Raw genomic sequence first — 17318 nt, 5'->3', positions numbered from 1 at the left:
TTACGTTTTAGAAATCTTTTTATTAAGATAGAACAATATTATAAGTCCTGGCAAGGCTAGAATTATTGTTAAGATAAAAAAATTATCCCAACCCAACATTTTTACTAGGCTACCACCATAAATGGTGACTGTGTTATTAAATAAAGTACTACTACTGCTGAGTAAAGCATATTGCGATGCAGAATATTGTTTATTACACAATATGCTAATATATCCAACAAGTGCAGTCATACCCATAGCAGAAGCAAAATTTTCTATAGTAATGGCAATAAACAGAGATTCAGAACTTACTGGTTGATGATTTAACCAAATAAATGCGAAATGCGTGATACTCTGTATAATTCCCGTTATAATCAGTCCTCTAAAATTTCCAAGTCGGTATACAACTATTCCGCCAGCAAAAGACCCAGCAACTGTAGCTAATACACCATAAAATTTAGTAATCAGTGCTATCTGTCCCTTTGTATAACCAAGTTCCATATAAAATGGCATAGATACTACAGCAAGCATAGCATCACCTAATTTAAAGAATATTACTGCTAGTAAAATAGTAACGGCATATTTCCTAACAAAGAAGTCCTTAAAAGGGTTAATTACTATTTTTGTTAGTGATAATAAAGATAAAATATCAACATTTTCTCGTAATAATGTAGGTTCATTGACAATAATTATAAAAATTGTTGCTACAATAAAAATTATACTCATAGCCACAAATGTAGCTGACCAATCACTTGTGGCTTCAGCAAAATATAAAGCCCCAGCTCCAGTAATCAGCATGCCAAGTCTATAGCCTAATACTGCCGTAGCACTTGCTATAGCTTGGGTTTCCTGATCAAATTTATCTATCCTAAGTGCATCAACACTAATATCAAATGTTGCTGACAAGAAACCAAGGCAAATAGTAAGAAAATATAGTAAAGTTAATGATTCATTAGGTAAAATTGTACTCATAGTGAATAGTACTAAAGATATTAGTATAGTACAAAGTATCAGCCAACTTTTTCTATGACCAAATTTCTTTAATAATGGTATATTAAAATAATCTACCAAAGGAGACCAAAAAACTTTTAGTGAATAGGATAGTCTTGCAACGGCAAAAGTGGTAATAATTGCAATATCAATATTAGAATCTTTAAGCCAAGCAACTAAGCTAGTGAATAATATAGCTAGTGGCATGCCACTAATTGCCCCAAGAACCAATATTTCGAATAGTCTATAATCTTTTAAAATTCTTAATAATAACATTTATTCTTCTTTAATTTGTAGATTTCCTTCTGTTCTCTAAAGCCTTTCTTAGTTCAGTCTCATCTGACGTTTTTATGGTATCTAATATAGTGCCTGAGGTTTTTATTGTAAGATTTATAGGTGTATTTTGATTACTAGAATTATTTAGATTAGGATTTAAGTCTGCTATATAGAAAGATAATATTGAAGATAATACCATATCCAAATTATATATATTTACAGCTAATGATGCAGCTCCGCTAGCATATTTTGTATTAAATACTAAGTCTTTCATTGTAACTATTCCATTTTTTAACTGAAGATTACCACGCAAATTATTCAATTCAGTTTGCCCTTGATACATAGATTTTGCTAAATCATCTTTTAAATACTTTAGACTATAGTCTTTATTATTAATTTTTTCTATCAATGAATCAACAGAGAAGTTACTAATCTTGGCATTTTTTACTACAAATTCTGATTGAGTGTTAAGCTCATACAATAATTCTTTTAAACTATTGCCATGAGTAGCAAGTGTTCCATTTATGCTCATTCCACCGTAATTGTCTAGTAATCCTCTTGGCAAAACATTAGATAATTGAGCTAAATCAATAGAATTAAGTGCATAAACAAAGTTCAGAGTATATGGATTTAATAAAATATTACCTTCTGCTTTTAATTTACCAGAAAGTAGATTTGCTTCAAGGTTATCAATCTTAAATAAAGCATTATTATTTGCTAAAGCAAGTTTAACATTTTGTAATACTAGATCATTCTGAATTATTTTTGATAATGCACAATTTAATTTTAACTCTATTTTTTCTACGTCAAATTCATTCAATAAGTTATTTCGCAGATTAAGTAAAGATTTAGGGGTTAAAAAGTTAACATTAAGAGAACCATCATTTATTGTAATTGTTAGTTGCGGTTTAATGTTACTTGCTAACAAACTAGCACTAAGATTGATGTAATCACTATTGCCTCTTATATCAAGATTACTAATTCCAATATTACCTGGTGAGACATTTGCTAAGATATATGCTTTGCCAAATGAATTATTTCCTATAAGCAGATCATTTATAGTAATATCAAAATTACCTAAATAATCAGCTGTCCTAATCGGAATATATTTAGCTAAGTATGATTCATCTTGCATATTCTCTGACAAACTTTTAGCAAATTTGATCATTGGTGAGATTATCGGGTAATCGTCTCTATTTAAATCAATCGAAGAAAAGTCAATGGTCGCTATAAAATGCGGCATAGAACCAATAAATCTAGCAGTAATATTACCTGTAATTTTAGTGTTGTCAGTTTTTAACATAAGGTTTTGTAAATAGACATCTATTAAAGTTAGTTTTAAATCTGAAGATAAAATAAAAGCTGTAGGTTTTTTACTAGCTGCTTGTTTGTAACCTAAAGTATTCAACACAGAATTAAGGTCATTATGTTGCAAGTAAATTGTGCCATCAAATATACTTCGTACTGAGTTTTGGGTTACATTACCTATCAATTGAAAATTTCCTCCGGATTTTATTGTACCAGAAAAATCATTGACCACTAATACCCCTTTATCTAAATTAAATGAAAGTTTAGTATTATTTAATATCTCATCGTTACCTAATATTATTTGGTCAACTAAAACATTCGTTATGATTGATTTATTATCAAAGATAAGTCTTAATCCAAAAACTGAATCACTAAATTGGTTAATATTGTTTGATGAAGTAATAAGTGATTTTACGTCTATTTTAGAGAAATATAATTTTATTATACTAGTAACATTGTCACTTCTGCTCAAATATACCCCTCCATTACCTACAAGCGAATTAGAGTCTATGGTTACATTTTCTAGCTTGAGCAGTTGCCCAGTAGGTAAGATATCAAATTTTATATTTACCTTTTCATTCTGATTAAATCTTCTAAATAAAGAATCTAAATCTGGCACTAGAATATGTAATATATCAGCTAAATTTTGTATTAAATATTCTGCTTTACCATTTATTAGTTTAGAGTCTATATAGGTTTCTAGCAAATGAAAATTATAATCATTATTAGAGATAGTAAGATCGAAATTTATTTGGTTGGCCTTTTTCTCAAAAAACCCAGATAATTTTCCTACATATCCTCCATCCCCTTTGAATGAAGTGCTATTAGCAATAGAGTTATTTTTAAATAAAGAGCAATTATTTAAAGTAAGAATAGGTTGGTTATTTTTATTTAGAATACTCAGATTTTTAACATTAAAATTTATATCCATTATATCATTTGTTATAAATGAACTAACTAGCCTATCATGGTTTATAATGTCAAAATCTTGTTCATCTGAATATATTGTGGCACTATATATGGTTACAGCACTAATTCTTGGTCTGAAAATTAATAATGACCATGGGACAAAGCGAATTTCTATATTTTCTAATTCTAATTTCCCTTCCTCTTTTATGTGATCAATAATCAAATAAGGTATGGGAAATTTAATTTTTTTTAGATTCTGAGGAGAAATTTTTAATTCATTAACAAGACTATTACTGGCAGAAGTATAATCAACAAAGTTTACCTCAACTAATATAGTACATACTAACAACGAAATAGCAATAACAGTAAATATAATTACTTTTCTTATCATAAAATTATTATCTTCTAAGAACCAATATTACTAGGTATATATCAAAAACGTTAAAAATAAAAACTATATAATAAATATCTAACATGATGGGGGTAACAAACAAGGGGTAAGCAGACTAGGTGTGCATTTTAACACTTTTGTAATAATTTCTCCCTCAAAAAACTAGTTAAAGAGAGAGTTTTTTGGTGGTCGTATTCCAGCAACTTTAGTGAAAAAACGGCATGCGACGGGAATACAGACTTTTTATTGCAATGATAAAAATCCTGAAATCCGAGAGATATATGGTGGGCGATGAGAGACTTGAACTCCCGACCGTCCCGGTGTAAACGGGATGCTCTACCAACTGAGCTAACCGCCCCTTCTTTCAATTTAACGCAGATAATGCCCTATCTCCCCAAAAAAATCAAGTTATTTCTGTAAATTATTTAGATTCTATAGCTAACCTAAAGTAAGGTCTATCTATTAGAGTATCTTAGATAGACCTTACTTTAGGTTAGCTATAGATGAACTACATTAGGTACAAGTACGTACATTCTCCGCAAGTATTTGTGATAGCTCTCCTTCAAAGCAAAAGAGTATATATTAATCTTCAAAATTACTATCTTTAATCTCTTTCCAAGCTTCGAGAATTTCTTTTAACACTTCTTTATTTGTTTCAATTTCGTGGTCATCAAAATCACTTAATGATTTTATTAAGTCCTCAAGATCTTTTAGTGTTAATTCAGATATATCCTCATCGGAATAATTTTTTTCTAAACTTATAGCAATTTCGTCAACATCATGCCAATGCATTATTTTTACCTAATTATTTCCATAGGCATTACTATTACCATCTAACCATTCCTCTACCAATTAAATAATATCAAAACTTACGCTATGAGAAAAAAAAATGGTACATTATGTTGAGTATAATTTACAAATGCCAAGAGGATAAAATTGCAAGCAATACCAGTTAATAGGACAGATTACTGTCAATTTCTAATAGTGAGTCAAAAGAATTATAGTTTGACCTACTATGCTGAACATGCCAAAAAATGTAGCCATGATGTTATTAATAGATTTTTAAAAAATGAAAAATATACACCTTCTTTGTTATGGGAACATATTAAGGATGATGTTATTTTATCGCCTAACGGATATACAATATTTGATGATACGGTGTTAAATAAAAGAAATACCAAGAAAATAGAAATTGCTAGATCACAGTACAGTGGGGCTACAGGTGGTATTACTACTGGTATAGGAGTAGTAAGTTTGGTATATTATAATCCGGATATTAATAAGTTTTGGGTAATAGATTACCGAATTTTTTCGCCCGAACATGATGGAGCGACAAAAGTAGAACACCTATTAAATATGTTAAATAATGCTGTGTATAGCAAAAAGATTCCTTTTCAAACTGTGCTTTTTGACACATGGTATGCTACGCATAAAATTATGCAACATGTTGATTCCTTGGGTAAATATTATTATGCTCCTATTAAAGCAAATAGAAACGTTACTAAAACTTCCTCTTCTAAGCCTTATAAAGCTGTTAGCAAGTTAACGTTTTCAGATGAGGAAATTAAGAGCGGAGTGGAGATTCATATAAAGGGCTTTGCAAAAGATAAGCATGTTAATTTGTTTAAACTTACTGTTTCTACCAACAGAGTTGATTATATTGTTACCAATAACAAAACTCAAAAATCTTCTAAAGCCGTACAAGATGAGTGTGGCTTTCGTTGGGTAATTGAGAGCATGCATAGAGAAATCAAGCAACTTACCGGTATAGAACGATGCCAATGCAGAAAACAACGCATCCAGCGTAATCACATTAGTTGTGCATTTTTAGTGTGGGCTTTTCTAAAAAGAACTGCACACAAAATAGGTAAGACGGTTTATCAAATAAAGTTAGGGCTTTTAGATCATTATATGCAACAGCAGTTACGTTCACCCTCTTTACGCTATTTAGAACCTTACATAGCGTAAGTTTTGGGTATTAATATTGCAAAACCTGGCTGTACTGGGCAAAAAGCTTGCTATTCTTGCGATATAGTATACGGAGATGCTTTAAGCTTTCAAGCTGACTTTCTGAGTAACACTAGTTTTCAAGGGGAAAGACGTGGTGATAGAGATTTTGCGGTAGCTATAGTAGACGAAGTAGATAGTATGCTGGTAGATAGCAGCAATCATATTGCTAAACAAACGACGCCTATTCCACTGATGGAATATCTACTACCTATCCTAACCATAGCTTGGGACAATTTTCAGAAGGTCATTCTCCCTATGACCACTCTTCCTATGAATTTTGAAGAAAGTTTTGCTACAGAAAAAGCTCAGGAGATAATAGAGAGAATTATCAATGGATCGCTGGTGCCTAAGCATCTAAAGGATTATGCTATGTTTCAAGCAGGCAAATGGGCAGCAAGTTTAGTAAGGGCTATAAATCTTCAATTGGATAAAGATTATGTAATTAATATTCATGAGGATGGCTATAAGGTAATTAACCCCGTAGACAATAGCACTGGAGTAACACAAGAAAATATGGTATGGCAGGATGGCTTGCACCAATTTTTACAAATAAAACATAATTGCCGCATTTCTCCGGAAGGATTAACCACTTTTTTTGTCACTAATATTGCTTATTTCCTAAAATATAACAAGGTTCTAGGGATGACTGGTACTCTTGGTTCTGATAGCTCACAGGAATTTTTAAAAGCTATCTATGGGGTAGAACTTGCCTTTGTTCCAACTTATAAGGATAAACAAGTTATAGAATTACCAGCAATATCTGAACCTACCTTAGAAGCTCTAAGAGAAACAGTATGCGACAGTAGCTACCAAGAAGCCGTATTACATAACAGAGCGGTGCTGATAGTTTGTGAAAATATTAAAGATGCAGACTATTTGTGTCAGGCTTTAAAAGATAAATGTGGTAATAAAGCTAAAACTATCAATTACTCTAGAAGTGAAGAGAAATTATATAACTCGGATATAGAGCAACTAGTACAGCCAGGAACTATTATAGTTGCTACTAATTTGGCTGGTAGAGGAACTGACATTAGAACCAGCGGGGAAGTAGAAGCAAATGGCGGATTACATGTGATATCTACTTTTATTGCCAAAAATGCAAGAGATGAAGCACAAATAAAGGGGCGTACTAGCAGGCAGGGTAATAGCGGTAGTTATCAGATTATAGCGTACATCCCAGACTATGATAATTACCAAGAATTTGGGGTTAGTGATGAGGAAATAATTAACATAAAAAAACAACGTGATAGTCAAGAGAGCCAGCAGATTACCTATAATATAGAACAAAAAATACCTAGTTTGCTTGCGGATGATACATTATACCAAAAGTTTACAGCTAGCTATTTAGAATTTGCTGGGGATAGAGGGGAAAGAACAGCCCACGACCCTAAAATTAAGCAATTTATCGAGGATTTTGGCTTATGGTTTAAAACCCATAAAGAAGACGGTAGTATAGAATCGTTTATAGCGTCTAGCAAGGGCAAGTATCAAGCTGGTACTTATAGCAACCCTAGTTATGCAGTACTGCAACATTTTGGTATTAGTAATCCTTGGACTGTTCTTGTAGCACTCAGTAAAGCTACTTCCATAGATGATATTTATAATTTTCCTGCCCATTACTATGCAGCTAAATGTTGGCTTGATATAGGTCCTAAAGATGAGAAAAACTATAAAAACAAGGCAATAGAGTCATTATTAGAAGCAGGTAATAGATTATCTGATATATTGTCATATCTAACCGCTATGAGTGTATCAGTAGCGAATACGACTGGTTCTGATAATGAACTACTTCAGCAAATTACCACAAAAATAGGTTTCTTTAAAACTTTTCTTGATCATATACAATCAGCCATAAGCTAATTAGTGAATTTGGTAAAGAGGAAGTAAGGGTTAAAGGTCATATTGACAAAAAAACTCTTGCTCCTAAGCTGCATAAAAGCGACATATTGGAGATAGATTTCTTAGGCATTAGTGGTGTGTTTGAGCTAGAAACATATAAGCCACGGCAGAATTGGCAAGACACTATCTTAGTTGCCGTTTGTGCTATTGCTCAAATGGCAGTAGGGGTGCTTATTACTGTTGGGACATTGGGTGGCGGTACAACGCTTGGTGTTGGTATTTTTACTGAAGGATTAATGGATGCTTATAAGGTAGCAATGAGTGTCCATAAAGGTGAGTCGATCAATCTAGAATCTTATTTTCTAGGAAAAGCAATTAGCTATGCGATTATTGGTGCACAGGTTGGCTTTAATAAACTAGCACCTGCTACTACAACCGCTAGAACTGCTGGAACAGTAGGAGCGACAGAAACAGCTACAACCGTAGGAACAAAAGTAGGAACAGCAGGAACAACAGAAATAGTAAAAGATATTTCAACAAGTCAACTTATTGCACAACTAGCTAAAACATCAGCGATACAATTCGCGACCGTCATGGCAATTGAGAAAACAGTTGACTGGGTAAGTGAAGGGATAAGAGAAAACGCCCTAGATGGGTTAGAAGAGAGGATAGCCGGTAATGTTGGTAATGCAGCAAGTCAGGCTTTAAGTAACAACTCCATATTATTGACGGCAAATTGTAATATAGAACGTAATCAGATAATGACTGAAATACAAAAAGCCATTTTCCAAGCGACCAAGACTGGTAAACATGCTATGGTTATTAATCAGTTAGCTTCCGGAATAGCAGGAGCTGCTGCTAATAGTTTCAAGGGTAGTGGTATCGGTTTTGCGGTAAAAGTAACACATGCTGCAGTAACTGTAGTGGATGTGATCGCAAAGATAGATCCGATCATTGATAATATCAAGGATGCAATTACCACAATCATCAACCAAGCTGGAACAAGAGCCAAGGAGCGGCTAGGAAACAAGGTTGAGGTTGATGGCAATCAAGTGTTGTCGAATGATCTATCGAGAAATATTGGCGAAATGGCTGCAAATAGCATGCTGAGTCTTCTGCAAAGAAAGGTAACTCCAACTTTGAACCTTGGTGTTAGCTATGTGGCTGATCAGATGGTTGGGAAATATCAAAAAGAGCAGACGAATTTATTAGAAAAATATAGCCAGCAATTCATTGCCGACAAAAAAGAGACATCCCTGCGAGATATGACATCCTCAAATATGATGTCATCTAAGCCGCCACCCCTGTTATCCCCACATAAGATGTCGTCCTCAAGTGCGATGTCATCCAAGGAAAAGATATCATTCTCAAGTATGATGTCATCCCAGCGAAAGCTGGGATATAACCTTGCTCCTCAACCGGAGAGTACAGGACTTGCTGGCCTAACTGGTAGCGATCTAGCATTAGCTTCACTATTACCAAAACCAGGTAGCGGTGATGGGGGTAGTAATTCGATATTACTACTGTCATCTGCCATGCAACAGCCAATCTATGTGTTTGAAAATGGTAAGTTCCTACAATCATACGGCAAAGGTTTAGGAGGCACGCCAATTACTATAGGATATGACAGTAAAAACCAGCAATATTTTGGTTTTACCAATAAGGGCTCGAGTAACAGTGGCAGTATATTTGAAGCAATATCTGCTAGTAGTAATGGTAAATACTCAGCTGATATATTACGAGGCGTAGTTCAGCCGATTCCAGTTGCCGATACCACTCCGCCAAAACCGCCATCCCAGCTAACTCCACAACCAAAGCCCTTAAGCCAGTCGGAGTTATCAGCTGCACAATTTTTGGTTGACACTTTAACGGCGGACAAGCAACAACTACAAGCGAAAGAAAACGAATATCACAGAAATATCCTGCAAATCGCTAAACAAAATATGCATGATTCTGCAGCTAAGAAGTTTGCACGAGATGAAGCTTTGATGCAGCAAGCTTATGCTATGGGTGGGGAGCCATATCTACCACTTAAAAGGGTAGAACCTGGATGGCAAGCAAAAAACCTCAAAGATGTTTTTCAGAATTCTTTAAACTTGGTTATAGACCCTAAATATGGTGGTAATTTGCCACTTGCGGTATTTTCAACAAGCGGAGATCTGATAGATTGTGGTATGCAACAAATTGTTCATGTTATAAGTGGTGTCGAAGGTGGAGCAGATACTTTAAAAGTTCTTGGCTATCTTCCTAATAAATTAATTGGTACAGTAAAAGATTTTAGCAAGGATATAGCTAAAGAGCATTTGCCTGAGAAGTGGTATAAGGGATTATCAGACTGGTGTAAGGGCTTACCGGAAAATACTAAAGTAACAGCAACTCTAGCTACGGACAGTATGATTTTATGGGGAGCTGGTCGGGTTTTACAGATAGCAAGTGGACCAGCTACCAGTAAATTATATTCTTCCCTTGAAAAAGGTGTGGCTGCTGAGGCTTCAGCATTTACAACAGTTGGGAAAGCCTCAGAAATTGGATTAGTTGGGGAAAACACCATTACTAAACCATCATCAATGCTTACTAAGGTTGATGATTTTGGATTGGCTGAGTCAGGAATTCATGGTAAGATAGAAGCAGCGATAGGTAATAAACCGATTGTTACTGGCAGTCTTCGGGAATTAACAGCTCTTGAAATAAAATTAGCCTGTGAAGAATTGGTGACATCAGGTGAGGGGAAAGCTATGGCGGGTGCTGGACATACGAAACCCATAAAAGATATAAAAAGAATTGTCGAAACTTATGGTGGTTCACCAGAAGACTGGGCTAAAATGTTTAGTAAAGATAGAGTTCTTAAAGAGGGAGTGGTATTATTACCTGATACAAATGTACAACTACACTATTATAAAAATATAAAAACTGGTCAAGTAATAGAAATTAAACCAGTAATAGCAACTAAAAAATAGATGTAAAAATGAAAAAGTTATGGTTAAAGCAAGATAAACAGGATATTTTAAAAATCTGTAATAAATGGATTAATGGGTGCTTAACAGCTAAGGAAATCAAAGAAAATATTGGAATATTTGCTTGGGCAGTCAATAGCACATTGCCAAGATTAGAATGGGGATATCTAAGTTCGCAAGTAAGAATACTGGTGGATGACATTTTAGAAATGGATTCAATAACTGACGAAGAAAAGGATCAAGCTATATTAGAACTATTAGATAATGGATATGAAGAAGAGTTGCAATCTTTAGCTAAAAGAGTCATTGCACAAATAGAAATTGATACTAAAGAATATAAAGAGCAATATCTCAAGGAGGCAGAAGAACGTGGCTATTGTCGCAAATTAACAGAAGCGGTGATAGAATCGCTTAAATAGTACTATTGAACAAGATAACAATTGTAGTTCAGGGCTGCTAATTTTTATACAATTATTTTTTATAAACACTTAGTGCAAGTAATAAATATGTTATGATAATCCAATAAACATTAAAGAAGAGGTTATTATGCAAGCAACTAAAGAGTTAACATGTTGGTATATGACCTTGCTCCTCAAGCTGGGCATCCTCCTCTTGGACAGGGAGTAAGGTTCTATTAAACTCAATCATGTAGGACTTGCTGGCTTAACAGGTGCTGATCTAGCATTAGCTTCACTATTACCAAAACCAGGTAGCGGTGATGGGGGTAGCAATTCGATATTACTACTGTCATCTGCCATGCAACAGCCAATCTATGTGTTTGAAAATGGTAAGTTCCTACAATCATACGGCAAAGGTTTAGGAGGCACACCAATTACTATAGGATATGACAGTAAAAACCAGCAATATTTTGGCTTTACCAATAAAGGCTCGAGTAACAGTGGCAGTATATTTGAAGCAATATCTGCTAGTAGTAATGGTAAATACTCAGCTGATATATTACGAGGCGTAGTTCAGCCGATTCCAGTTGCCGATACCACTCCGCCAAAACCGCCATCCCAGCCAACTCCACAACCAAAGCCCTTAAGCCAGTCGGAGTTATCAGCTGCACAATTTTTGGTTGACACTTTAACGGCGGACAAGCAACAACTACAAGCGAAAGAAAACGAATATCATAGAAATATCCTGCAAATCGCTAAACAAAATATGCATGATTCTGCAGCTAAGAAATTTGCACGAGATGAAGCTTTGATGCAGCAAGCTTATGCTATGGGTGGGGAGTCATATCTACCACTTAAAAGGGTAGAACCTGGATGGCAAGCAAAAAAGCCCCAAAGAGGTTTTGGATAATTCTTTAAGCTCGCTTATAGACCCTAAATATGGTGGTAATTTACCACTTACCGTATGGTCAACAATTGGCGATTTGGCAGATATGAGTATGCAGCAAATTGCTCATCGAATCAGTAGTGTCGAGGGTGGTTCACAAACTTTAGCAGCTATTGGCTATATTCCTAGTAAAGCAATTGCTACAATAAAAGATTTTAGCAAGGATGTAGCTAAAAAATATTTACCTGAGCAGTGGTATCAGGGATTATCAGAGTTCTATCAGGGGTTACCGAAGAATAGTAAAGTAACATTAACCCTGACTACAGACAGTATGGTTTTATGGGGAGCTGGTCGAATTTTACAGATAGCAAGTGGCTCAGCTACCAGTAAATTATATTCTGCCCTTGAAAAAGGTGTGGCTGCTGAGGCTTCAGCATTTACAACAGTTGGGAAAGCCTCAGAAATTGGATTAGTTGGGGAAAACACCATTACTAAACCATCATCAATGCTTACTAAGGTTGAGCAAAAATTACCTATCGAAGTATTAGAAGTTGAAAGAGTTGCAGAAAAAATATCATTAGGCTCAGCAACACCTTTAACAGCTACAGAAAAAATTGTTGAGAACCCTTATTTAGCTAGAAGTTATGTTAAAGAAATTGAAGAAATCACTAAATTACAACTACCTGACCAACAGCTAACTTTACTTAAAGAAGCTCTGCAAACTCAGGAGTTTGTTAAACTGGATTCAATAACTTATAAAGCTCATAGAAAGGATTTTAATAATATGAAAAATCAATTAAGAGCGGAATGGGAACAAAATACAGGACAAAAATGGCCGGTGTATGAGGAAACTGTAGGTAACCCGAGTTGCCAATTAATTATACTGGCAAAAGCTATATTTAACGCTGGTTTCATGTGAGGCTCGATACTAAAACATTTTTAATACAAACATATTTCTAAAAAATATAGTTTTTATTAAGTGTTTTAATGTTACAAATTAACTTCAAATGTTCATAAAACCTAGCTCTGCTCTTATAAATTAATTGGCAACTCGGGTTAGGTAGTAAAAAAATAGGGGAATTATATGATGCCCATCATATAATCCAAGTAGATCATGGCGGACCAAATACTTGGTGGAATATTCATCCAGCTCATGGTATAGTAGAACATAAACTGATTCATGCTAAAGATTCTATAGCTAGTGAAATATTTAAACTTAAAAAGAAATAATTATGGGAAAATATGATTATCTTAAAAAATATATAAACTTTGATCAGTTTGATGGAAAAAGGCCTTATAATTGGTTTGAAAAAATAGATGTTGACGAAATAAAAATTGCAGAAAACAGATTAAATTTTAGTTTTCCTATATCTTTAAAAGAATTTTGGTTGGAGATTGGACATGGTTCTTTACCTAATCCAGCTAATTTAAAAGATGATTTTATAGGAGTGCATAATAATCATTTCTTTTCTCCACAACAAATAGCCGATATTATGTTACTTAAAGAAGAAAGTGATTATATCTTACCAGAAGCTGTTGAATATATTGAAGAAGGTTATATAAAAGATGATGATATTATCTTCTTTGAAGTGGCAGACATGTCAAGCTTTTTAGTAATGAAGCCTAGTTCTGATAAACCTGATGCTATCTATGATGAAATTGGAAATCTCATAGAAGAACATTTTGAGAGATTCATTTGGCGATTATACCATGAATCACCAGATTATTATCTACACGTCCATCCAGATTATTTAAAATAAACACTTAGTGCAAGTAATAAATATGTTATGATAATCCAATAAACATTAAAGAAGAGGTGATTATGCAAGCAACTAAAGAGTTAACATGTTGGTATATGACCTTGCTCCTCAAGCTGGGCATCCTCCTCTTGGACAGGGAGTAGGTTCTATTAAACCCGAGCATGTAGGACTTGCTGGCTTAACAGGTGCTGATCTAGCATTAGCTTCACTATTACTACTGTCATCTGCTATGCAACAGCCAATCTATGTGTTTGAAAATGGTAAGTTCCTACAATCATACGGCAAAGGTTTAGGAGGCACACCAATTACTATAGGATATGACAGTAAAAACCAGCAATATTTTGGCTTTACCAATAAAGGCTCGAGTAACAGTGGCAGTATATTTGAAGCAATATCTGCTAGTAGTAATGGTAAATACTCAGCTGATATATTACGAGGCGTAGTTCAGCCGATTCCAGTTGCCGATACCACTCCGCCAAAACCGCCATCCCAGCTAACTCCACAACCAAAGCCCTTAAGCCAGTCGGAGTTATCAGCTGCACAATTTTTGGTTGACACTTTAACGGCGGACAAGCAACAACTACAAGCGAAAGAAAACGAATATCACAGAAATATCCTGCAAATCGCTAAACAAAATATGCATGATTCTGCAGCTAAGCAGCTTGCACGAGATGAAGCTTTGATGCAGCAAGCTTATGCAATTGGCGGGGATATAGGACATGATTATGCTCCTAAAATTGTAGACCCTAGATGGCAAGTGAAAACAATGGGAGATACAGCAGCACCACTCTCTATCCCCCTAGATATACCACCACAAAGGTCTGATGAGAGATCAGTTGAAGAAATAGCAGGCATGTTTGACCTTACTGGTACATTTAATTCAAATGCTATCCAAATTGTCTCACCGAACTGGAGACCAGTGAGTCTAAATGATGTCAGGAATCATTTTTATAAGGAAGTCGTGAATCCTGAGGCAACATACCAATATCGTGGTGGTGTTGGTAATTTTCTAGTGGCTTCAACAGCAGTTGCCGGTGAGTTAGTAAAGTATGGTACACAGAATATTATGCATCCTGTCAGCCGTATAGAATGGTTACCATAAGCTCTAGGAGCAATGGCTTCAACTGTTGATTTGCTGGTTGTTTCCCCCGTCAAATGGCTTATAAAATCTGAGTTCGAAGCAAACTGCTCAAAAGAACAGTTTACAAAATTTTCACAAAAATATGATGAACTACCCGACAGTACTAAACTACTAGCAGAAATACTTGGCGACGGTGTTATTTTAGGCAACACCGTCAAGATTTTTGATATAGCAAAAAATAGTAGGGTAAAAATTCCATCAATCGAAGGTTCGCCAAAGTCACTACTTGCTATCGAAGGTGGAGTTAGTGAAATATCAGCAACTAGCGGGGTGGGTAAACTATCTGTTGATGCAGGGGCAGATATTGGGAAAAAAATATCAATGGTTGGAGAAGTAGAAGGGTTGAGTAAAAATATAGAAAATGTTGGTTCTAGCAATCTTTGGTCAAATCGACCAGAAGCTACTGTAGTTGAAAATGCTTTTAGTTATTGGAAACGTCATGGTAAGAATTTTACAGACACTTATAATGCAAAACAATATGTTGAATTTGCAAAAAACTTTATTGACCATCCTCATCCAAACACCTTAGAATATATTAGACATAATGGTGAAAAGATTTTCTATAACCCTGATAGTAATATATTCATAGCTGCAACAATCGATGGAGTGCCAAAGACTATGATGAAACCAAGAAACAAATTAAAATATTGGGAAAATAAAGGAGAATAAGTAATGTTAAATAATAAAGTAAACATAATTAAGATACCTTGTCCTGTATGTAACAACCCTTTTTTTGATTCTGAGGACTTTCCTGGCTCTTATTTTATATGTCCAAAATGTGATTGGGAAGATGATGATGTACAATATTATGATGCTAATTTTGAGGGAGGAGCTAATGATATTAGTTTGAATCAAGCACGGATGAATTACAAATTATATGGTACTTCTGATCCAGTTAGAAATGTTAATAAAATTAACATTTCACTATAGTCTAGATATTACACTGGTGGAAGTAGGATTAATCCACCAAAAACATTCCCGGCTATCGAATATGCAGCTGGCGGAGTTGGTGAAATATCAGCAACTAGCGGGGTGGGTAAAATACCTGTTGACACAGGGAGGGCTCTTGGTGAGAATGTCCCAAACAAACCAGTCCCACTGGAAATCAAACCTACAACATCGATACTATCCGAAGTTGGTGATTTAGGATTGGCTGAGTCAGGTATTTATGATAAGATAAAGGTAGCCTTAGGTAATAAACAGATTGTTGCTGGTAGCCTAAGAGAATTAACAGACTATTATAGAACACTTGAAGAAGAGATGCCCAAAGAGACTTTAGAACAGGAAAGTATTCAAATACGTTTGGGAGGAGAGAAACCATTAACTTTAGAACAAGAAGAACAGCTAGCAATTAAAATATTAAATAACCAGAAACACATACTTAAATTACAAGGAATAAAACTTGATGACCATGATGCTTTTTATACTTTAGGTAGATTTTACAATGCTGATAATAAAACTCCTCTTGAACAAAAAGCGGCAGAGCTTTTTTTCAAAGAAAAGGATATAAGCAAAATGAAAAGTTTGTATTTAGGCTCAATGTAGAAGACGAAATTCTAGCACGTAAAATACTAGCTGAGGAAGAAGCTAAACAAAAAGAAACTGAGTTACAAACCAAGGCTAAAGATGAAGAAGTACAAGTAATAGAGGCAAGTAAATCAGCTTTTATGGCTATTACGAAATGGGATAAAGTAATGGAGCTTAAGAAATCGGTTCTTGATAAAATCAAAACAAAGTTTAAAGAATTGGTAGAATATCTTAAAGCTAAAATTGACAAAGATAATGAAGAAGAGGAAGCAAATATAATCAAAGATTTACAATCAGATCTTGATAATGTAAAGAAACAGTTAAATCAACAAGCAGATGCAAGTAAAGCAGAATGTCAAGAAATGGCTCAAAGAAAACAAACAGAGCATGATAAAGAAGCTCAACAAGAATTCAATTCTTTAGTAGCAGCACTTGCTCCTGGACAATCCTTAAATTACGTTTCTACAGCCATACAAACTAGGAAACATGCTGAATTAGATGCTTTTATGGCAGCAAAAAATGCACAAAAAGGATATGAATTAGATAAAACTAAATCAGAGTTAATCGAGAAATCATCTCAGAAAGCTCACGAAAGCCTTGCTAACCTTCAGGCTAAAACTAATGCCCAAAATGAGAAGCTAAAGACCGTAGTCAAAAAGTATGACGAAAGAATCCCTATATTTATTGAGGTTATGGGTGAAAATATACAGGAAACATTGGACAAGGATGGTAATGCCGAGAATATGATAGAAGAGCGGGTTAATGTATTTTTACAAGGTATTGCAGAAGATTTATACGTTGTTATTTAAATTTTCAGTGATCGGTAAAGCAAAGTCTTCTTGCTCTTTTTTTACAATTGTATCTACCATGGAAGCATAAATTTTTGGTAGTCAAGAATTATGCAAGAAGGTATTTACACTAAGGAAAAAACCATTAAAGCTTTATTACAA

15 protein-coding genes and 1 tRNA gene are annotated in these 17318 nt (G+C 34.6%); 12 read left to right on the top strand and 4 right to left on the bottom strand.

Going from position 1 to position 17318, the window contains the following annotated elements:
- The 4 genes from AAGD19_RS00505 to iscX form a co-directional block, all read right to left on the bottom strand.
- A complete protein-coding gene (locus AAGD19_RS00505; protein ID WP_341747869.1) occupies positions 1 to 1245 on the bottom strand; it encodes an AmpG family muropeptide MFS transporter in 1245 nt (414 codons plus the stop codon).
- Between the two features lie 10 nt (positions 1246 to 1255).
- A complete protein-coding gene (locus AAGD19_RS00500; protein WP_341747868.1) occupies positions 1256 to 3853 on the bottom strand; it encodes an AsmA-like C-terminal region-containing protein in 2598 nt (865 codons plus the stop codon).
- A 282-nt stretch (positions 3854 to 4135) separates the two neighbouring features.
- Positions 4136 to 4211 (bottom strand) — tRNA-Val (locus tag AAGD19_RS00495).
- Between the two features lie 224 nt (positions 4212 to 4435).
- Positions 4436 to 4645, bottom strand: a complete 210-nt coding sequence (gene iscX, locus AAGD19_RS00490; RefSeq protein ID WP_341747867.1) for a Fe-S cluster assembly protein IscX — start codon at positions 4643 to 4645, stop codon at positions 4436 to 4438.
- A gap of 192 nt (positions 4646 to 4837) precedes the next feature.
- Between iscX and AAGD19_RS00485 the strand changes: the two genes are divergently transcribed.
- The 12 genes from AAGD19_RS00485 to AAGD19_RS00430 all read left to right on the top strand — a co-directional run bounded on the left by AAGD19_RS00485 (position 4838) and on the right by AAGD19_RS00430 (position 17177).
- Positions 4838 to 5821: a transposase gene (locus AAGD19_RS00485; protein ID WP_341747233.1), complete on the top strand. Its 984-nt coding sequence runs from the start codon at positions 4838 to 4840 to the stop codon at positions 5819 to 5821.
- A gap of 3 nt (positions 5822 to 5824) precedes the next feature.
- Positions 5825 to 7723, top strand: coding sequence for a hypothetical protein (locus tag AAGD19_RS00480; RefSeq protein ID WP_341747866.1), 1899 nt, complete (start codon positions 5825 to 5827; stop codon positions 7721 to 7723).
- A 116-nt stretch (positions 7724 to 7839) separates the two neighbouring features.
- Positions 7840 to 10659, top strand: coding sequence for a hypothetical protein (locus AAGD19_RS00475; RefSeq protein ID WP_341747865.1), 2820 nt, complete (start codon positions 7840 to 7842; stop codon positions 10657 to 10659).
- Between the two features lie 8 nt (positions 10660 to 10667).
- Positions 10668 to 11075, top strand: a complete 408-nt coding sequence (locus AAGD19_RS00470; protein ID WP_341747864.1) for a hypothetical protein — start codon at positions 10668 to 10670, stop codon at positions 11073 to 11075.
- A 337-nt stretch (positions 11076 to 11412) separates the two neighbouring features.
- Complete coding sequence (locus AAGD19_RS00465; protein WP_341747863.1) at positions 11413 to 11964, top strand: hypothetical protein; 552 nt, start codon at positions 11413 to 11415, stop codon at positions 11962 to 11964.
- A complete protein-coding gene (locus AAGD19_RS00460) occupies positions 11957 to 12859 on the top strand; it encodes a hypothetical protein (protein WP_341747862.1) in 903 nt (300 codons plus the stop codon). The genes AAGD19_RS00465 and AAGD19_RS00460 overlap by 8 nt, the downstream gene beginning before the upstream one ends.
- Positions 12860 to 13172: 313 nt before the next feature.
- Positions 13173 to 13700 carry an SMI1/KNR4 family protein gene (locus AAGD19_RS00455; protein ID WP_341747861.1) on the top strand — a complete coding sequence of 176 codons (528 nt, stop codon included), beginning with the start codon at positions 13173 to 13175 and terminating at the stop codon, positions 13698 to 13700.
- 85 nt (positions 13701 to 13785) lie between these two features.
- Positions 13786 to 14802 (top strand): hypothetical protein, encoded by a 1017-nt coding sequence (locus AAGD19_RS00450; RefSeq protein WP_341747860.1) that lies wholly within the window; start codon positions 13786 to 13788, stop codon positions 14800 to 14802.
- A 12-nt stretch (positions 14803 to 14814) separates the two neighbouring features.
- Positions 14815 to 15510 (top strand): hypothetical protein, encoded by a 696-nt coding sequence (locus tag AAGD19_RS00445; protein ID WP_341747859.1) that lies wholly within the window; start codon positions 14815 to 14817, stop codon positions 15508 to 15510.
- Between the two features lie 3 nt (positions 15511 to 15513).
- Positions 15514 to 15771, top strand: coding sequence for a CPCC family cysteine-rich protein (locus AAGD19_RS00440; protein WP_341747858.1), 258 nt, complete (start codon positions 15514 to 15516; stop codon positions 15769 to 15771).
- Between the two features lie 102 nt (positions 15772 to 15873).
- On the top strand, positions 15874 to 16386 hold the full coding sequence (locus tag AAGD19_RS00435) for a hypothetical protein (protein ID WP_341747857.1): 513 nt from the start codon (positions 15874 to 15876) through the stop codon (positions 16384 to 16386).
- A gap of 122 nt (positions 16387 to 16508) precedes the next feature.
- Positions 16509 to 17177 carry a hypothetical protein gene (locus AAGD19_RS00430; protein WP_341747856.1) on the top strand — a complete coding sequence of 223 codons (669 nt, stop codon included), beginning with the start codon at positions 16509 to 16511 and terminating at the stop codon, positions 17175 to 17177.
- Positions 17178 to 17318 lie beyond the last annotated feature (141 nt).

This window comes from Candidatus Tisiphia endosymbiont of Dascillus cervinus (assembly GCF_964026405.1).
Taxonomy (GTDB): domain Bacteria; phylum Pseudomonadota; class Alphaproteobacteria; order Rickettsiales; family Rickettsiaceae; genus Tisiphia.
The sequence above is the reverse complement of the archived record's forward strand: the minus strand, read 5'-3'. Positions and strand labels throughout refer to the sequence as shown.